Here is a 16,046-nt window from a genome sequence, read left to right as displayed (position 1 = left end):
TTCTTCGCGTCACCGGTGCGTCCGCTCTCGACGACGACCTGCTCGCTGAAGCTCAGCGCCTCACCGGCACGACCGAGAAGACTGCGCTCGTGCGCGAGGCGCTTGGCGCGCTGATCGAGCGCGAGAGCGCCCGCCGCCTCGCCCGCCTCGGCGGCAGCGAGCCCGCGCTCGAGGACGTCCGACGCCGGCGAAGCGAGCCACAGTGATCCTCGTCGATACCTCCGTCTGGATCCACTTCCTCCGTCACGGCGACGACACGCTCACCCGCCTGCTCGACCACAGCTCCGTCCTCTCTCACCCGTGCGTCATCGGCGAACTCGCGCTCGCCAACCTCCGCAACCGCGACGAGATCCTCGGCCTGCTGCGCGACCTCCCCCAGGCGGTCGTCGCCGAGCACGACGAGGTCTTTCGTCTGATCGCCGACCGCAGACTCCACGGCCACGGCATTGGCTACGTCGACGCCCAGCTCCTGGCTGCCGCCCGGCTCACCCCTGACGCGGTGCTGTGGACGAAGGACAAGCGCCTCTCCACGCTTGCAGAGCGCCTCGACGTCGCCTCGGAGAACCAGGGCCGCAGCCACACCCTGTTCCTCACCGGGCAACGAGAAAGCCCCGCATTTGCGGGGCTTTCTGGAGGTACCGCTACGGGGATTCGAACCCCGGTTTCCGCCGTGAGAGGGCGGAGCTGAGTGCCTCGGTGTTCCCGGATGTCCCGTGACTACGGCGATTCAGATGCGCTGCGGGCACGTCCGGGGGCGCTTGGACACGTGCTGGTGTGCACGGAATGTGCACGGTCACCGGCCAGTCCCCGCGGCGCCGAACTGAGCGGACTCCGGGATCTGCGGCGTCCCGCCGGTTGCCACCCGCGCTGGGACTCAGCGCGGAGGTGCCGCAGTTCCCCATGCCGACAGGCCGACGCATGAGAACGACGAGAATCGGCTTCTCGCAATCGACACTGTCACCGCGATCCTCATCCAATCAATCCGCTTGGACCTGCGGATCGCCAGTCGTCCGGAGGACGACTGGCGGCGATCTCGCTAGTCCGCGGCGCAGCTGCCCTGGTGCATGTCAGCCGTGCGACTGCCTCGTCTGCGGCCGGCCAGAACTCCTTGGAGCGGAGCTCTCAGAACCACCAAGCTCCAAGGAGGGCTGGACGACCGACCTGCCTGGAACGCGAGCTAGCGGCGCACCACCAGACTGATGGGCTTTGAGCGCGACGCTCTGATGGCGGGAGATCCGCCGTAGCTGAGCGTGAGCTTGTGCTTGCCCCGCGCGAGTTTGGGCAGCCGGAAGGTGAGGCTGCCCCGGTCGCGGGGACGGAGCGTCTTGACCGTGACGACCTTGTGGCCATCGAGGACGCGCAAGACGCCGGTCGGTCGCGCGATGCCACTGACGCGCACGCGAGCGACGGCGCCGACACGCATGCCAACCTTCGCTCTCGCTGCCTTCAGTCGCCAGCTGAGCGTTGCGGCGAGCTTGCGCACCGAGATCGGTCTCGCTGCGACCGTCGTCGAGATCAGACCTGCCTTGGAAGCGGTCACGTCGACGCTCAGCGTACGGCCGGCGTCAGCGATCGCGACGCGGTACGTCGCCTTGGTCGCTCCCGCGATCGGCTTTCCGTCGCGCTTCCACTGGTAGCCGAACGTGAGACCTTCGACGGTCCATACGCCGTTGGAGGTGCTCAGCGTGCGGCCCACCATCGCCGTGCCGCTGATGGTCGGCGGCATGGTCACGTTCGGGGCGCTCGGGCCGTTCGGAGCACCGCCACCGCCCTGTCTGTCAGCGGGAGCGACGAGCGCCGTCTGCTCAGATGTGGATCTGGCGTCCTGGTAGTCGGGGCCGGATGCGGTGACCGTGACCGCCATGCGATGGTCCGCGTCAGCAGATGTCAACGTGTAGGCGAGACCTGTTGCGCCAGGGATCGGCTGGCCGTCACGCAGCCACTGGTGCGCGAAGGAAAGATCCGTGACGTCCCAGATACCGTCTGTGGCGCGGAGCGTCTCGCCGACCTTGAGTGTGCCGGAGACAACCGGCGCGGAAGTCGCGGTGGGCGCGACCGGGCCGACAACCGTCGTCTCACCGTAGGGCGTCAGTCTCACGGGTCCGAGCAGGCCATAGTCCTGAACGTTCGTTCGGTTCGCGACGTTGTTGAGCGTCGAGGCGACCTTCACCTCGATCGTGTTCGCACCACCTCGCAAGAACGGCCCGATGTCGATGCGGGAGAGATCCTGCAGACTCACCGGCACGTCGTGGCCGTTGACCGTCAGCCGGACGGAGTCATTTGTCTCGCCGAGTGCGAGGTAGGCTCCATGACCGCCGGTCCAGGCGCTTTCGGGCAGGTCGACCGTTGTCGTGTAGGCGCCGATGCCCGACACGAAGTCAAGCGAGCTGTCACCGACGAGTCTGCGCCACGACGGCAGCGGATCCTCGCCGCTCGCGGCGACCTCAAACGTGCCGCGGTCGACCTTGTCGACCATCCAGTCATAGTCATCGGACGTCGGATCGGGCCCCGGCTGCCACGACTCCAGTCGCAGCGACCATCTGTTGAGCACCCGGGCGGCAGGCACGCCCTCGATCGCACCCGTGACCACCTTGCCGCTGGCGAGCGTCGCGCTGACCGGACCGTTCTGAGTCGAGCGCACACCGATCGTGCCGTTGTCACGCTCGACGGCATCGCCGTCGGCGGCGACGACATGATCCTTCGGCGTCGACGTCGAGCCCGGAGGCTCCGGAGCGACAGCGATCACCGCGACGTCTCGCGCGCCGATCGTCAGGGGCACCGTGACGCCCTGTGGTCCGGCCTCATAGCTTCCGAGGCCGACGATCTTGCCGCTCCAGGCGTCGAGGCGGAACGGCCGACCCTCGCCCTCGAAGGTCCAGACGTCAGTGATGGGAGCGTCGCTGTTGTTGTAGAGGTAGTAGTAGTCCACGCCGTCGGCGGCACGGCGGACGGTCAGCGTCGTGCTCGGCTGCGCCTTCTCGGCCGACGGTCTCACGCCGAGCGCGTGCAGCGCGGCGGCGGCGCCGCTCTCGTCCGCGACCTGCCCAGCGTTCCGTCCTTCGGCGATCAGCTCGCCGAGCCGGCCCATCGCCCGCGCCAGCGAGCGATCCTTGACACCTCCCGGATCCAGCCCGGCGGCACGCGACGGCAGCCCGCCGATCACGAGCAGGGGCATACCGTCCTCGACCAGCGAGACGATCCGGCGCGCGACGTCAGGGGCCATCGTCTCCTGTCTGTTGAGCACCAGCGCCCGGTAGCTGGAGTTGTCCGGGAAGAGTCGTCGACCGTCCCAGATCCGCCGGGCATCGGAGACCAGGTAGTCAGGGCTCAGGAACTCCATCGACAAGCCCGACTGGGCGAGCGGCCCATTGGGTCTGATCGTCGGCGCCTGAGGGCCCTGGAAGGTGCCGGCGCCGAAGACTTGGTTGTAGACGGCGAGGTCGTAGCGCGGGCTGCCCTGGCGAAGGACCAGGCTGAGACGAGCGACGTTGTCGTTGACAGCCTTGATGCCGCCCGATCCCCACACGGGCATGCGCGGGCCGAACGCCTCGGAGAAGCTGGAGGTGATTCCCTCCGGGCTCCACGCGTGGTAGCCCGGCCACTTGGCGATCGCGGACGTCTTGTAGTCGAAGCCGTGCCACATCTGCTGCGTCACGCCGCCGGCGAACGCTTGGTAGATCTGCTGGAGGGGCGACTGCTTGTCGGCCACCTGCGCGCGATAGGTCTGGCCGTTGGCGGCGCAGCACTCGTTGGACACGACGTCGGTCCCGGACATGTGGGCGCCGGTTGCGACGATCGTGTACGCGTGGGGGTCGTTGCCGAAACCGAGCGATTCGGCCTCCGGGTTGGAGACGACGCTGGAGGCCGCGGAGGTGTCGATCGGAAAGCTGCCGTAGAGCTGGAAGCGGCCACCGAGACCCTGCTTCTGCGCCCATCTCTGGATCGGCGAGACGAACCGCTCGATGAACAGGTCGCTCCAAGTCTGGCGGTAGTCCTCCCGGACTCGCTCGACGTCCAGGCCCTGGAAGGCGAACTGGTTCGCGGCTGACCCGGATGGTCTCGCCTGCTGGTTGGTTCCCGACAGCGCGGGCAGCAGCGGGGTCAGGTCGTATCCACGCCGCGCCTCCCATTCCTGGAGGAAGTCGCCGGTCCACTTCGGCGTGAACGGCATCTCGAGCGAATCCTCGAACAACGTCTGCAGACCGCCTCTGTTCTTCGCGATCGCGGCGCGAATCCGCGGCGTGAGAACGTTGGCGTCCCAGTAGTCGATCAGCGCTCTGGCGCCTCTGCCGCTGAGGTGATCAACGGGATAGTCCTGCGCCAAAGGCGAGAACGCGCCCTTCTGAAACGCGGGATCGTTGACCATCTGCTGGACGTAGACGACCCAGGTGCCCGGCGTCCGCCAGGCCAAGTCGTCAATCGTTCCGTCCGCCGCATCCTGAGTGACATCGATGGTCGCTCTCGGATCAAGCAGCTTCGGGGCCTCCGCGCATCTGTCAGCGCACTTGACAGCAAGCGCCGCGACCAGCGTCTTGCGCGCGTCGGAGGTGACGGGGTCGGTCAAGCCGTGCGCTCTCTGGAGCGGGGCCTCAAGTGCGATGCCTCTTCCTTGCGGCGCATCGACGACGACGTCCTCGCTCGCTCCGTGAGGCTTGTTCAGCGGTGTGACCTCGATCCCTTCGCCGAGATCCTGCACGGGCGCTCCGGCGGCAGCCGCTCTGGCGATCGGCGTCTCGAACTCGATCGTTCTGGCGTCACCGCCGACGCCGACTGTCTTGACCCGCAGAAGCTGTCCGTCGAGCAGGACGTAGCGGCCGACGGCGATCGTCGAGGCGCTCGCGACTCTGGCCGTCGCATCGCCGGCGTTCACGGGAGCAGCGAGCGTCGTCGGAGCGGCGGACGGGGCGCGCCCGATGCTCTTGACGGTCACCGTCTCCGCGTCTACTCCCGAGCCGACGACGACTCTCTGTCCGATGTTGAACTGCGTGAAGCGGCCGCCGCCGCTGTCCTGTCCGCCGCCGCCTGCCAGGTACGAGACGAAGATGCGGCTGTCACCGGCGGCGCTCGCCGTGAACGTGCGTCCGCAGCCCCACGAGCCGTCGCCGACCTGAGCGACTCTCGCGGTCTCGGCATCAACGCCTGTGCCGACCGTGATCGTGTCGCCCACGCTCAGCGAACGCGTGATGACGGGAAGGATCTGTGTCGCGCCCGCCTGCGCCGGCGCGCACAGCGCGGTGCTGAAGGTCACATTGGCGGTCGTCGGAAGCGCGCCATCGTAGGACGCGCCGTCCGTCAAGAGGGTGTAGCCGGTGACATAGCGCTTGCTGTTGGCCGCCGCGTTGATGGCACCCGGCATCGGCACGCTGATCGCGTCGGACCCGAGCCCCGACATCGTGTCGTCCAGGAGGAAGTCCTCCTCGGCGGCAGTCTCGTACATCTGCGTCAGACGCTGCATCCAGGCGTCGCTCATCCAGCCGTTCTGCTGCAATCCCTGGCCCGTGGTGTTTGCCAGACCGGGCACCGCGAACGGCGAGATCTCGGCACCTCCGGCGCCGGCCGCCTTCATCGCGCGAATCTCGGCCGACAGCTCCGCCGGATCGGTCGCACCGCGCGGCATCCACCAGCGGTACTTCGGACGGACCGCCATCGGCGGGTTCGCGAAACTCGCCTGGTCAAGCGTCGGTGTATCCACGAGCTTGACGTCGAACGCCGGTGCCGCGTGGGTGGACGGCGCCGGCCCGGCCGCCACGGCGACGAGCGCCGCGACCCCGATCAGGCTCCGACGTGCGCGCACGCCGGAGCGAGCGCGCCTCGCGTCGGGCGCGTCCATCACGATTCTCGTCACTCCTGCTCCTCCTGCTAGTGAGCTCCAGCGCCACCGACGATCCGCACCGCCCAGGGCGATGTGCGGGCGACCCGAGGGAAGGCGACGGGCGCGTTGGTGCTGCTCTCTCTCCACTCCTCGCCGCTCTCCGCGCCGAATGCGCGACCAACGACGACTATTGGGAGCTTATGGTCGTTACGGACGGGTTACATCCCGTGTTCGTGCAATACATTGCATAGACAACAGTGATGCGCACGCGGTGCGCTGCTGACTCACGAAGCGCGACGAGCCAGCGAGCTGTTGCCGATCGGCACAATCAGACAGCTTTCTTGCGTATCATCCCCGCGTGATGGCGACCGTGCGCGACCCCGCCGGTATTGAGTGGACGGTGGAGCGGCGATGGACGCCGTGGCGGGTTCGTCGGCGGTTCGACGCGACCCATCTCGACTTCGATGCTGCCGGCGTCGTCTTCTGGCTCGCCGCATGGCTGCTCATGCCCGTCGAGTACGTGGTCGCCTTCCTCTGCGGCGCCGTCCTGCACCTCTTCGACCGACCCTGGCGAGTGATCGCGACGAGCGCTAACCCGCCGCGCCAGCAGCTCACCTGGCGGGTCCGCGGCGGTCACGCGAGCCTCCGCGAGGTTGAGGAGATCGCCGCGCGGATCCGCGCCGGGGAGCCGCGCTTGTGGGAGAGCGCCGACGCTCGCCGGACGCTCTAGTCTCACCCCCGGTCCGACGTTTTCACCACCCCCCGCTCCAGCGCGTAGCCGACGACGTCGGACCGGCGGGCGCGGCCGAGCTTGCGTTGGATTCCGCGCGCGGTGTGACTCGACCGCCGCGGCCGGCTCGCCGGTGCGCACCCCTTCATGCGGCCGGCAGCGGCCGTCGCGCGATCTCGGCGGCCTCGGGCGCGGGCACGCCGAGCGAGCGCAGCACGCCTTCTGCGTGGTGTTGGTCGGCGTCGGGGCCGGTGGCCTCGTCGAGGACGGCGCGGATGGTTCCGAGCAGCGCGCCGCCTGTGCCGTAGACGGCGAGCGCGACGTCGGGGACCTCGAAGCGACCGGCGGCGACGCCGGCTTGGACGTCTCGGACGGCGCGCGGGCCCAGCGCGTGCATGAGCAGGCGGTGGGAGAGGTCGAGGCGGACGACGAGGTTGCCGAAGGTGGCGTCCTCGCGGGCGAGGCGGACGAAGTGACGGTGGGCGTACGCCACGATCTCGGCGGGATCTTCGAGATCCTGCGTGATCCGGTCGACGAGCGCTCCCTGCTGCTCGGCGAGCTCGGCGAGGATCGCCGAGACCAGCTGGTCCTTGTCGGTGAAGTGGTTGTAGAAGGAGCCGGCGCCGACGTCGGCGGTGTCGGTGATCTCGCTGATGCGGGTCGCGTCGACGCCCTGGGCGGCGAAGAGCGTGCGCGCCGCGTCGAGCAGGCGAGCGCGCGTCTGCGCCTTGCGGCGTTCGCCGCGGTTGACCCTGCCTTCCGGAGCGTCCGTCGACATGAACGAGAACCTTACAGTTCTGAGGATCGGCACATGATTGAGGATTTCTTCAGTTCTGGGTAGAGTCTCACTGCCGGGCGAGCACTGACTACCGGAGGAGATGCCGTGAGACTGCGCACCACCGCTGAAGGCTTGATCGCCGAGGACCCGAGGGGGGATCGATGGGTCCTCCTGCCCGACGAGCGTGACCTGCTGTCGTTCCTGGCCGAGGGCGGGGCGGCACGCGAGCGCGCCGCGGCGACACTCGCCGACGACGACGCGAAGGTGGTCGATCCGGCGGCGGCGGGGCTGCCGTTCCGGCCGCGGTCGCTGCGGGCGTTCATGTTGTGGGAGTCGCACGTGGTCGCCTCCAGCCGGATGCTCGTCAAGCACTTCTTCCCGCCGCCGGCGTGGAAGGCGGTCTCGGCCTTCGAGCGGGTGACGAGACGGCCGTTCCCGAAGCTGAAGCCCAATGGCCGCTTCTACGAGGCGCCGACCTTCTACGTCGCCAACCACACCTCGATCCTCGCCGACGGGCAGGAGATGTGGTGGCCGTCGCACACGAGAGCGCTCGACTTCGAGCTGGAGCTGGCCTGCGTGCTGGCGAGACCGATCGCCGACGCGACGCCGCGGGAGGCGCTGGAGGCCGTCGGCGGCTGGATGGTGCTCAACGACTGGACCGCGCGCGACGTGCAGGCCGACGACGCGCGTCGCAACGTCTTCGGGCCGGTGATCAAGGCGAAGTCGTTCGCGAACTCGCTCGGCAGCGACGTCGTGACCGCCGATGCCGTCCCGGACTGGACGCGCATGACCGGCCGCGTCCGCGTCGACGGCGAGGTGTGGTGCGAGGGCGCGACCGCCGGCCCCCAGCATGGCCTCGGCGAGATGCTCGCCTACGCCTCCGCGGGCGAGCGCCTCGACGCCGGCGACGTGATCTCGACCGGCACGATGCCGGGCTGCTGCGGCCTCGAGCTGGAGCGCTGGGTCCGACCCGGCCAGACGGTGCAGCTGGAGATCGACGGCATCGGCACGCTGACGAACCGGATCTCCACGAGCGCCACCCCGGTCTAGGAGCCACCGGTGGACTGCGACGTGCTGATCTGCGGCCTCGGCCCGGTCGGGCAGCTGCTGGCGCTGCTGCTCGGCGACCGCGGCGTCGCGACGATCGCGATCGACCGCGCGCCCGCGCCGTACACGCTGCCGCGCGCGGCCGTGATCGACGACGAGGTGCTGCGAATCATGCAGTCGGTCGGGCTCGATCGGGCGGTCCTCGCCGACGCCCAGGTGCAGCCGGGCGCGAGCATCGTGACCGCGGCGGGCCGGCCGGTCGAGGTCTTCCGCTCGCGCACCGGGCCGCTCGGCCACCCGCCGCTGGTCTCGATCAACCAGCCTTCGATGGAGCGCACCCTGCTCGCCGCGCTGGCGCAGCGTCCGTCGGTGGAGGTGCGGCGCGGCGTCGCGCTGGACGTCCTCGACCGTCGCTCTGATCGCGTCGAGGCGTTCGTGCGCCCGGCCGACGGCGGGCCGAGCGAGCTGATCCGCTGCCGCTGGCTGATCGGCTGCGACGGCGCCGGCAGCGCGGTGCGCGCACGGCTGCAGGTCCCGTTCGACGGCCGCACGGCGCCGCAGCGGTGGATCGTCGTCGACGCGCTCGTCGACCGTCCGCTGGCGAAGGTGCCGCACCCGCACTTCGTCGGCAGCGCCGCGCAGCAGGCGGTGACGCTGCCGATGTCGCCCGGCCGCCACCGCTGGGAGTGGATGCTGAAGCCTGGCGAAGACGCCGAGCCGCGCCTGCGGCCGGAGGCGATCGGCCGCGCGATCGCGCCATGGCTCGACGGCGAGACGGTCGAGATCGAGCGCGCGGTCGTCTACACCTTCCACACCCGCACCGCCAGCCGCTGGCGCGTCGGGCGGGTGCTGCTGGCCGGCGACGCCGCGCACGTGATGCCGCCCTTCGCCGGCCAGGGCTTCTCCTCCGGCGCCCGCGACGCCGCCAACCTCGCCTGGAAGCTCGCCGACGTGCTCGCCGGCGCGCCGGTCGCGCTGCTCGACAGCTACGAGGCCGAGCGCAAGCCGCACGTCGCCGCGATGCAGCGCCTGGCGACCACGATGGGCGGGCTCGTCCAGGCGACCGACCCGCGCATCGTCCGCGCTCGTGACGCGCTGCTGCACGCGATCGACGGCACCCGCCTTCAACGCTGGGCCGCGACCAACGTCAAGCCGCTGCCGACCTACGGCTCCGGAGCCTTCGCGCGGCGCCCGGCGCGCATCCCGAACCGCCGCACGGCCGGGACGCTGTTTCCCCAGTCGGACCGGCTCGACGACCGGCTGCCCCACGGATGGGCGGCCGTCGCCGTCGACGACCTCGCCGCATCGCTGCTGGCCGAGGAAGGACTGCCGGTGCACGACGCAGGCGCCGACGGCGCCTGGCTGCGAGACCGCGGCCTGACGTGGGCGCTGCTGCGCCCCGACCGCTTCGTCTTCGGCGCCGGTCGCGCCGAGCAGATCGGCCCCGTCTGCGCGGCCTGGCGAGCGCTCGCCGCACCGGTGGGAGCGGTCGCATGATCGCGCTGATCGGCGCCACGGGCCGCGTCGGCCGCCACGTCGCCGAACAGCTCGCGGCGGCGGAGGTCGAGGTCCGCGCGCTCGTGCGGCGTCCGGCCGAGGCCGGCCTGCCGGTGGCGTCGGTCGCCGCGGACCTGACCGACCCGCCGACCGTCCGTGCCGCCCTCGCCGGCGCCGTGCGGCTGCTGCTGGTCACGCCCGGCGGCCCTGCGCAGGAGCAGCTCGAAGCGACCGCGATCGACGCCGCGACCGCCGCCGGGGTCCGGCACATCGTGAAGATCTCCGGCGGGGCGCCGACGCTCGGTCCCAACGGCGTCACCCCCACCTCCGTCGGCCACTGGCGCAGCGAGCGGCGCATCGAGCGGACCGGCCTGGGCTTCACCTTCCTGCGCCCCTCGTTCTTCATGCAGAACCTGTTGGAGACCGTCGCACCGCTGGCGTCGCGCGGAGGGATCGTCGTCGACCCGTTCGGCGGCGCGCCGATCGCCATGGTCGACGTGCGCGACATCGCCGCCTGCGCCGCGGCGGCGCTGCTGAACCCGGCCCCCTCCGACCAGACATGGCAGCTGACCGGACCGCGACCGGTGACGCTCACTCGCCTCGCCGCGCTGCTCGGGTCTCGACACCGTTCGATCCCGCCACGGCTCGTCGGCCGCGCGCTCGCGCGCCGCGATGCCGATCCGCACGCCGTCGACCACGCGGTGCGCATGGCGGCGTACTTCGCCGCCGGCAGCGACGGCCATCCGACCGATCACGTTCGGCGTCTCACCGGCGCCGCGCCCCGCTCGATCGAGGCGTTCCTCGACGAGCACCGCGACCAGTTCGCGCCCGCGACGCCGCTGGCGCGGGCGCTTGCCCACCACGCCCCCAAGGAGACCCGCTGACGATGGTCACCCGCGTCGGACACATCGCCCTCCACGTCGCCGACCTCGACGCCGCCGTCGACTTCCAGCAGCAGGTGCTCGGCATGGTCGAGACCGACCGCCTCGCCGGTGTCAGCTACCTCACCTGCAACGACCGCCACCACGAGCTGATCCTGATCGAGGACCCGCACCGCCGCGGTTACGACCACCTCGCGCTCGAGGTCGCCGACGCCGGGATCCTGGAGACCGCCGGCAAGCGGATCGCCGCCGCGGGCGGCACGGTGCTCGGCGGCGTCTACGACGGCGAGCCGGGGATCGACCGCGCGCTGAAGGTCGCCTCGCCCGCCGGTCACGTCTACAAGCTCTTCTGCGGCATGCAGACCGTCGCACCGCCGCCGCCCGGCGACCGGCCGCTGAAGTTCGAGCACGTCTCCACCAAGGTCCTCAACCACCGTGCCGAGGAGCGCTTCCTCACCCGGGGGCTCGGCTTCCGCTGCTCCGACCGGATGGGCTTCCTCGCCTCCTGGTGGCACTGCGACGAGGACCACCACGGGATCGCGCTGACGCTCGCCCCGCGCGCCGAGCTCTCCCACTACGCGTACACGTTCGGAGACCTCGCCGCGCTCGGACGCGTCGCCGACCGCCTCAAGGCCGCGCGCCACCAGAAGTGCATCTGGGGGCCAAGCCGCCACGGCCCCGGCAACAACCACTTCCTCTACTTCCACGACCAGGACGGCGCGATGATCGAATGCTGCTCCGAGCTCGCCCAGATGCAGGCCGACCGCTACCAGCCCAGACGCTGGTCGATGCATCCCGGCACGATCAACCAATGGGGCGCTCCGCCCCCACCCCGCTTCCTGCTGACCGGCTTCCCGATCGCCCCACCCCAGCCAGGCCGACCCCCGTGGGCGGTCGGCGACGGCCGGCCGCCGGAGACGACGACCGCGACGGTGCGGGCATGACCGCGACCGAGCAGCTGCTGTGGCCGCGCGCCGACGGCCCCGACGACCTCGCCGCGATCGAACAGGTGCCGCTGGCACAGCGTGGCCTGCCCGCCACCACCCACGACCTGCTGCGCCGTGCCGCGACCTGCTGGCCCGACCGCCCGGCCGTCACCTTCCTGCCCGACGCCGAACGGTGGCAGCAGCCCTCGACGCGCACCTTCGCCCGGCTCCTGGACGACGTCGAGCGAGCTGCCAGCGCGCTCCGCGCGCTGCGCGTCGGACGCCAGACGCCGGTCGCGCTCGTGTCGGTCAACTGCGAGCAGATGCTGACCGCGCTGCTGGCCGCGGAGGTCGCCGGCATCGCCGCTCCGATCAACCCAGCGCTCAGATTCGAGCACGCCCACCCACTGTTGCGCCGACTGAACACGCCGGTCATCGTCGCGGCCGGACCAGAACTCGACCCCGACGCATGGGAGCTCGGTCGGCGCCTCGCCGCCGCGACGCCGTCAGCCGTCCTGCTCGCGCTGCGGCCGACCGCCGCGAGCGGCCCGCCGCCGCAGTTGGAGCCGGTTCACGACGCCTTCGTCGCATGGTTCGAGAAGGCCGTGGAGGACGCGGACGCCGCGCCCGCGGCGCTTCCTCCCGCGGCCGCCGAGGACCTCGCGAGCTGCCTGCACACCGGCGGAACGACCGGGACCCCCAAGCTCGCCGCCCGCACCCACCGCAACGAGATCACCAACGCCTGGATGGTCGCTGCGGCGACCTCGCTCGACGCTGACAGCAGCGCCTTCGCCGCGCTGCCGCTCTTCCACACCAACGCGCTGGTCGTCACGGTGCTGGCAGCACTGCTCAGAGGCCAGCACGTCGTCTGGGCCGGTCCACTCGGGTACCGCGACATCCCGCTCTACGGCGTCTTCTGGAGACTCGTCGAGCGCTATCGGATCGGCGCGATGTCGGCAGTCCCGACCGTCTACGCCGTGCTCGGGCAGGTTCCCGTCGACGCCGACATCAGCAGCCTGCGCTACCCCGTCGTCGGCGCCGCGCCACTGCCGCCCGCCGTCACCGAGGCATTTCGCGACCGCACCGGCCTCGACCTCTGCGAGGGCTACGGCCTCACCGAGGGCACCTGCGCCAGCGCCCGCAACTGGCCCGGCGCGATCCGCCCCGGCAGCGTCGGGCAGCGGATGCCCTACCAGCAGATCCGCGCCATCGAGATCGACGAGACCACTGGTCGGTGGCGCTTCCTGCCCGACGGCGAGATCGGCACGCTCGTCATCCGCGGCCCCAACGTCTTCGCCGGCTACCTGACCGACAGCCGCGACGGGCTCGTCGCCGACCCCGGCGAGAAGGTCCGCGACGGCTGGCTCGACACCGGCGACCGCGGCAGCGTCGCCGCCGACGGCTACGTCACCCTCGCCGGCCGCGTCAAGGACCTCATCATCCGCGGCGGCCACAACATCGATCCGGCGGCGATCGAAGACGTCCTGCTCGATCATCCCGCCGTCACTGCCGCGGCCGCCGTCGGCCGTCCCGACCCGCACGCCGGCGAGGTCCCGATCGCCTATGTCCAGCTCGCCGACGGCGCCTCGGTCACGACCGACGAGCTGCGCGCATGGGCCGCCACCCGCGTCCCCGAGCCCGCCGCGGTCCCCAAGCAGGTCGAAATCGTCGACGCGATCCCGCTCACGATCGTCGGCAAGCCCTTCAAGCCCGAGCTGCGCCGCCGTGCCGCCGAAGACGCGGCACGCGACGCGCTGCGCGGACGCACCGACGACGTCCACGCCCACCTCCACGACGGCGAGGTCGTCGTCGAGACCTCCGGCATCAGCGAGCGGGATGCCCACGAAGCCCTTTCCCCGTACTCCATCAGATGGCGGCTGAGATGATCGTCACGCCGAGCCGCCGGGCTCCGACCGCCGCTCCCGTCGTCGATGCGGACCTCTACAGCGACGACGTGCTCGCGGACTCCCGTGGCCTGTTCGCCCGCATCCGGCACGCGGGCCCGGTCGTCTGGCTTCCCCGCCATCGCATGTATGCCATCGGCCGCTTCGCAGATGTCCGCGCCGCCCTGCGCGACGACACGCACTTCCGCAGCGGTGACGGCGTCGCCGCCAACGCGCTCGTCAACAGACTGGGCAGGCACACGACCCTCAGCAGCGACGACGAGGTCCACACCGCTCGCCGCCGTGTGCTGATGCGATCGCTGGGCGCGAAGGCGGTCGCCGCGATCGAGGAACCGCTCGCGCACGAGGCCGCCGCCGTCGTCGGCGAGCTGCTCGGCCGCGCGTACTTCGACGCCGCGAGCGACTTCGCGAGCCGCCTGCCGACTCGCGTCGTCTCCGAGCTCGTCGGCGTCGACGGCAGCAGCGACAGACTGCTGCGCTGGGCCGCGGCGACCTTCGAAGTCCTCGGTCCGATCAACCGCCGCGGCCTCCGAGCCGTTCCACGCTCGCTCGGCCTCCTGCTCTACAGCCGCCGTCTGCGCCCCGGCGGCGTCGCCTCGGGCAGCTGGGCCGCATCGGTCTTCGACGCGCAGCGCGCCGGCGAGCTGACCTTTGAGGAAGCGAAGGCGCTCGTCATCGACTTCGTCGCGCCCTCGCTCGACACCACCATCCTCGCTTCCACCCATCTCCTGTGGACCCTCGCGCGGCACCCCGACGCCTGGACCGAGATCCGCGCCGACCCCGCGCTGACCCCCGCAGCCGTCGTCGAGAACGTCCGCATCGCATCACCGATCCGGGCTTTCACCCGCCAGCTCGCCGCCGACCACGAGATCGACGGCATCACGCTGCCCGCAGGCGCACGGGTCGCGCTCCTGTTCGGCGCGGCCAACCTCGACGAGACCCACTTCCCCGACCCCGAGCGCTTCGACCTCCACCGCTCCAACGGTCAGCACGTCGGCTGGGGCAACGGCCCGCACACCTGCGTCGGCATCCACCTCGCCAAGCTCGAGATGCGCCTCCTCCTCGACGCGATGGTCCCACGCGTCGATCGAATCGTCGCGGGCACCCCAGGCCGGCTCCGCAACAACACGCTCCAGGGCATCGATCGACTGCCCGTCCGCTTCGTCGCGTGATCCGACCGCGCCGGACTATGGCACTCAGCTACCTTGATCGGCGCCCTCGAGTGACGGTGCCCCACCCACCGACGCAGCGGATGCCGCGCCGGAAGCCTTACCTGCGACGCTCCCGTGCCGATCAGCGTGAGCCGGCATCGAGCCACCGCTCGCGTTCACCGCCGGCGACGAGGTGCTCGCACGATCCCCCGGCGGACGGTGCCGCCGTGGGAGTGACACGCGTCGAGGCCACCCCGAGCTCCGAGATGACCTGCTCGACCAGGGCCTCGGCGGGCGCGTCCGATGACAAGTAGATCAGCACTCCGGCGCCCTCGGCTTCGAGGCTTCTCATTGCCGCCTCAAGCCGTTCTCCACACGTGCAGCCACGCGCGTGAAACACATCTCCGGTGGTGCACGCCCGATGGACGTGGACGAGGACGCTCTCCTTGCCGTCGACCTGACCTTTGACCAAGGCGAGGTGCTCACCACCGTCCCCTGAGCGATAGCCCACTGCGCTGAACGTCCCGAAGCGCGTCGGCATCGCCGTCGAAACGACACGCTGGATGCGACGGTCGTGCAACCGGCGCAACGCGATGACGTCAGTGATCGTCACCACCTGAAGGCCGTGGCGCCTAGCGTACGCGCGGGACTCCAGCATCCCCGCCACCGCACCATCGTCATTCTGGACGCCGCAGATGGTTGCCGCCGGTCGACAGCCGGCCAGTCGCACCAAGTCGATCGACGCTTCGGTATGCGCGCAACGCTCGAGAACGCCGCCAGGGCGGCCGCGGAGTGGATGCACGCAACCGGCCATCACGATGTCGCTGCGCGTGCTCGAAGGGTCGATCGCAACCAGCATCGTGTGAGCTTGATCTGCGGCTGAGGCGCCGGTCGTCACTCCCTCACGTGCATCGATCGTCGCCATGAAGGCCGTGCCGCGGGCGTTCTCGTTCCTGCCGACCATCGGCTTCAGCTCGAGCTGCTCACACCGCTCAGAGGTCAGGGCGAGACAAATCATGCCGCCGGCTTCCCGCGTCATCGCGTTCACATGCTTGCCTGTCACGAACTCGGTGGCCATGACCAGGCAACTACCGTGCTCCGGTGACAGATCGTCCACGAGGACGACCATCCTCCCAAGGGCGATATCTCGCAACGCGTGCCGGACCGCAGTCTCGGCGGACGTGTCCCGCTCCAGGCTGGCTTCGCGCGTGATCGCGTGTGCGCTCATCCTCTCTATCCTCGTCGAGCGCGATCGGACCCACGCCAGGCACGCATCTAAGAAGCGTCGTCGGTGCTGTGCCGCGATATGGCATGCGGACC

The 16,046-nt window shown here is 70.6% G+C and carries 11 protein-coding genes, 1 tRNA gene and 1 pseudogene; 9 read left to right on the top strand and 4 right to left on the bottom strand.

Features of this window, described 5'->3' with window-relative positions; translation table 11 throughout:
* Positions 1 to 38 precede the first annotated feature (38 nt).
* The gene (locus tag R7226_RS31675; protein WP_404827749.1) at positions 39 to 206 is read left to right on the top strand and encodes a type II toxin-antitoxin system VapB family antitoxin; all 168 of its coding nucleotides are present in this window, start codon (positions 39 to 41) and stop codon (positions 204 to 206) included.
* A pseudogene (locus R7226_RS31670) lies at positions 203 to 559 on the top strand (type II toxin-antitoxin system VapC family toxin); the annotation flags it as partial. The gene R7226_RS31675 and the pseudogene R7226_RS31670, both read left to right, overlap by 4 nt.
* Positions 560 to 636: 77 nt before the next feature.
* On the opposite strand, the gene R7226_RS02005 reads toward R7226_RS31670, so the two are convergent.
* Both R7226_RS02005 and R7226_RS02000 read right to left on the bottom strand, forming a co-directional pair.
* A tRNA-Glu gene (locus R7226_RS02005) sits at positions 637 to 727 on the bottom strand.
* Positions 728 to 1,177: 450 nt separating this feature from the next.
* On the bottom strand, positions 1,178 to 5,830 hold the full coding sequence (locus tag R7226_RS02000) for a glycosyl hydrolase (RefSeq protein WP_318595355.1): 4,653 nt from the start codon (positions 5,828 to 5,830) through the stop codon (positions 1,178 to 1,180).
* A gap of 343 nt (positions 5,831 to 6,173) precedes the next feature.
* Between R7226_RS02000 and R7226_RS01995 the strand changes: the two genes are divergently transcribed.
* On the top strand, positions 6,174 to 6,542 hold the full coding sequence (locus R7226_RS01995; protein ID WP_318595354.1) for a hypothetical protein: 369 nt from the start codon (positions 6,174 to 6,176) through the stop codon (positions 6,540 to 6,542).
* Positions 6,543 to 6,687: 145 nt separating this feature from the next.
* On the opposite strand, the gene R7226_RS01990 is transcribed toward R7226_RS01995, so the two are convergent.
* Positions 6,688 to 7,320, bottom strand: coding sequence for a TetR/AcrR family transcriptional regulator (locus R7226_RS01990; RefSeq protein ID WP_318595353.1), 633 nt, complete (start codon positions 7,318 to 7,320; stop codon positions 6,688 to 6,690).
* Between the two features lie 105 nt (positions 7,321 to 7,425).
* On the opposite strand from R7226_RS01990, the gene R7226_RS01985 reads away from it, so the two are divergent.
* Genes R7226_RS01985 through R7226_RS01960 form a run of 6 tightly spaced genes read left to right on the top strand, consistent with a single transcriptional unit; the run spans position 7,426 to position 14,747 of the window.
* The gene (locus tag R7226_RS01985; protein WP_318595352.1) at positions 7,426 to 8,370 is read left to right on the top strand and encodes a fumarylacetoacetate hydrolase family protein; all 945 of its coding nucleotides are present in this window, start codon (positions 7,426 to 7,428) and stop codon (positions 8,368 to 8,370) included.
* Positions 8,371 to 8,379: 9 nt separating this feature from the next.
* Positions 8,380 to 9,864, top strand: coding sequence for a bifunctional 3-(3-hydroxy-phenyl)propionate/3-hydroxycinnamic acid hydroxylase (locus R7226_RS01980; RefSeq protein ID WP_318595351.1), 1,485 nt, complete (start codon positions 8,380 to 8,382; stop codon positions 9,862 to 9,864).
* Positions 9,861 to 10,748 (top strand): NAD(P)H-binding protein, encoded by an 888-nt coding sequence (locus tag R7226_RS01975; protein ID WP_318595350.1) that lies wholly within the window; start codon positions 9,861 to 9,863, stop codon positions 10,746 to 10,748. The genes R7226_RS01980 and R7226_RS01975 overlap by 4 nt, the downstream gene beginning before the upstream one ends.
* Positions 10,749 to 10,750: 2 nt before the next feature.
* Positions 10,751 to 11,689: a VOC family protein gene (locus R7226_RS01970; protein ID WP_318595349.1), complete on the top strand. Its 939-nt coding sequence runs from the start codon at positions 10,751 to 10,753 to the stop codon at positions 11,687 to 11,689.
* Positions 11,686 to 13,557, top strand: coding sequence for an acyl-CoA synthetase (locus tag R7226_RS01965; protein WP_318595348.1), 1,872 nt, complete (start codon positions 11,686 to 11,688; stop codon positions 13,555 to 13,557). The genes R7226_RS01970 and R7226_RS01965 overlap by 4 nt, the downstream gene beginning before the upstream one ends.
* Positions 13,542 to 14,747 (top strand): cytochrome P450, encoded by a 1,206-nt coding sequence (locus R7226_RS01960; RefSeq protein ID WP_318595347.1) that lies wholly within the window; start codon positions 13,542 to 13,544, stop codon positions 14,745 to 14,747. The genes R7226_RS01965 and R7226_RS01960 overlap by 16 nt, the downstream gene beginning before the upstream one ends.
* 121 nt (positions 14,748 to 14,868) lie before the next feature.
* Here the strand turns inward: R7226_RS01960 and R7226_RS01955 are convergent, their stop codons facing one another.
* On the bottom strand, positions 14,869 to 15,954 hold the full coding sequence (locus R7226_RS01955; RefSeq protein ID WP_318595346.1) for a 3,4-dihydroxy-2-butanone-4-phosphate synthase: 1,086 nt from the start codon (positions 15,952 to 15,954) through the stop codon (positions 14,869 to 14,871).
* Between the last annotated feature and the right edge of the window lie 92 nt (positions 15,955 to 16,046).

The organism is Conexibacter stalactiti (assembly GCF_033542075.1).
GTDB lineage: Bacteria > Actinomycetota > Thermoleophilia > Solirubrobacterales > Solirubrobacteraceae > Conexibacter > Conexibacter stalactiti.
The sequence above is the reverse complement of the archived record's forward strand: the minus strand, read 5'-3'. Positions and strand labels throughout refer to the sequence as shown.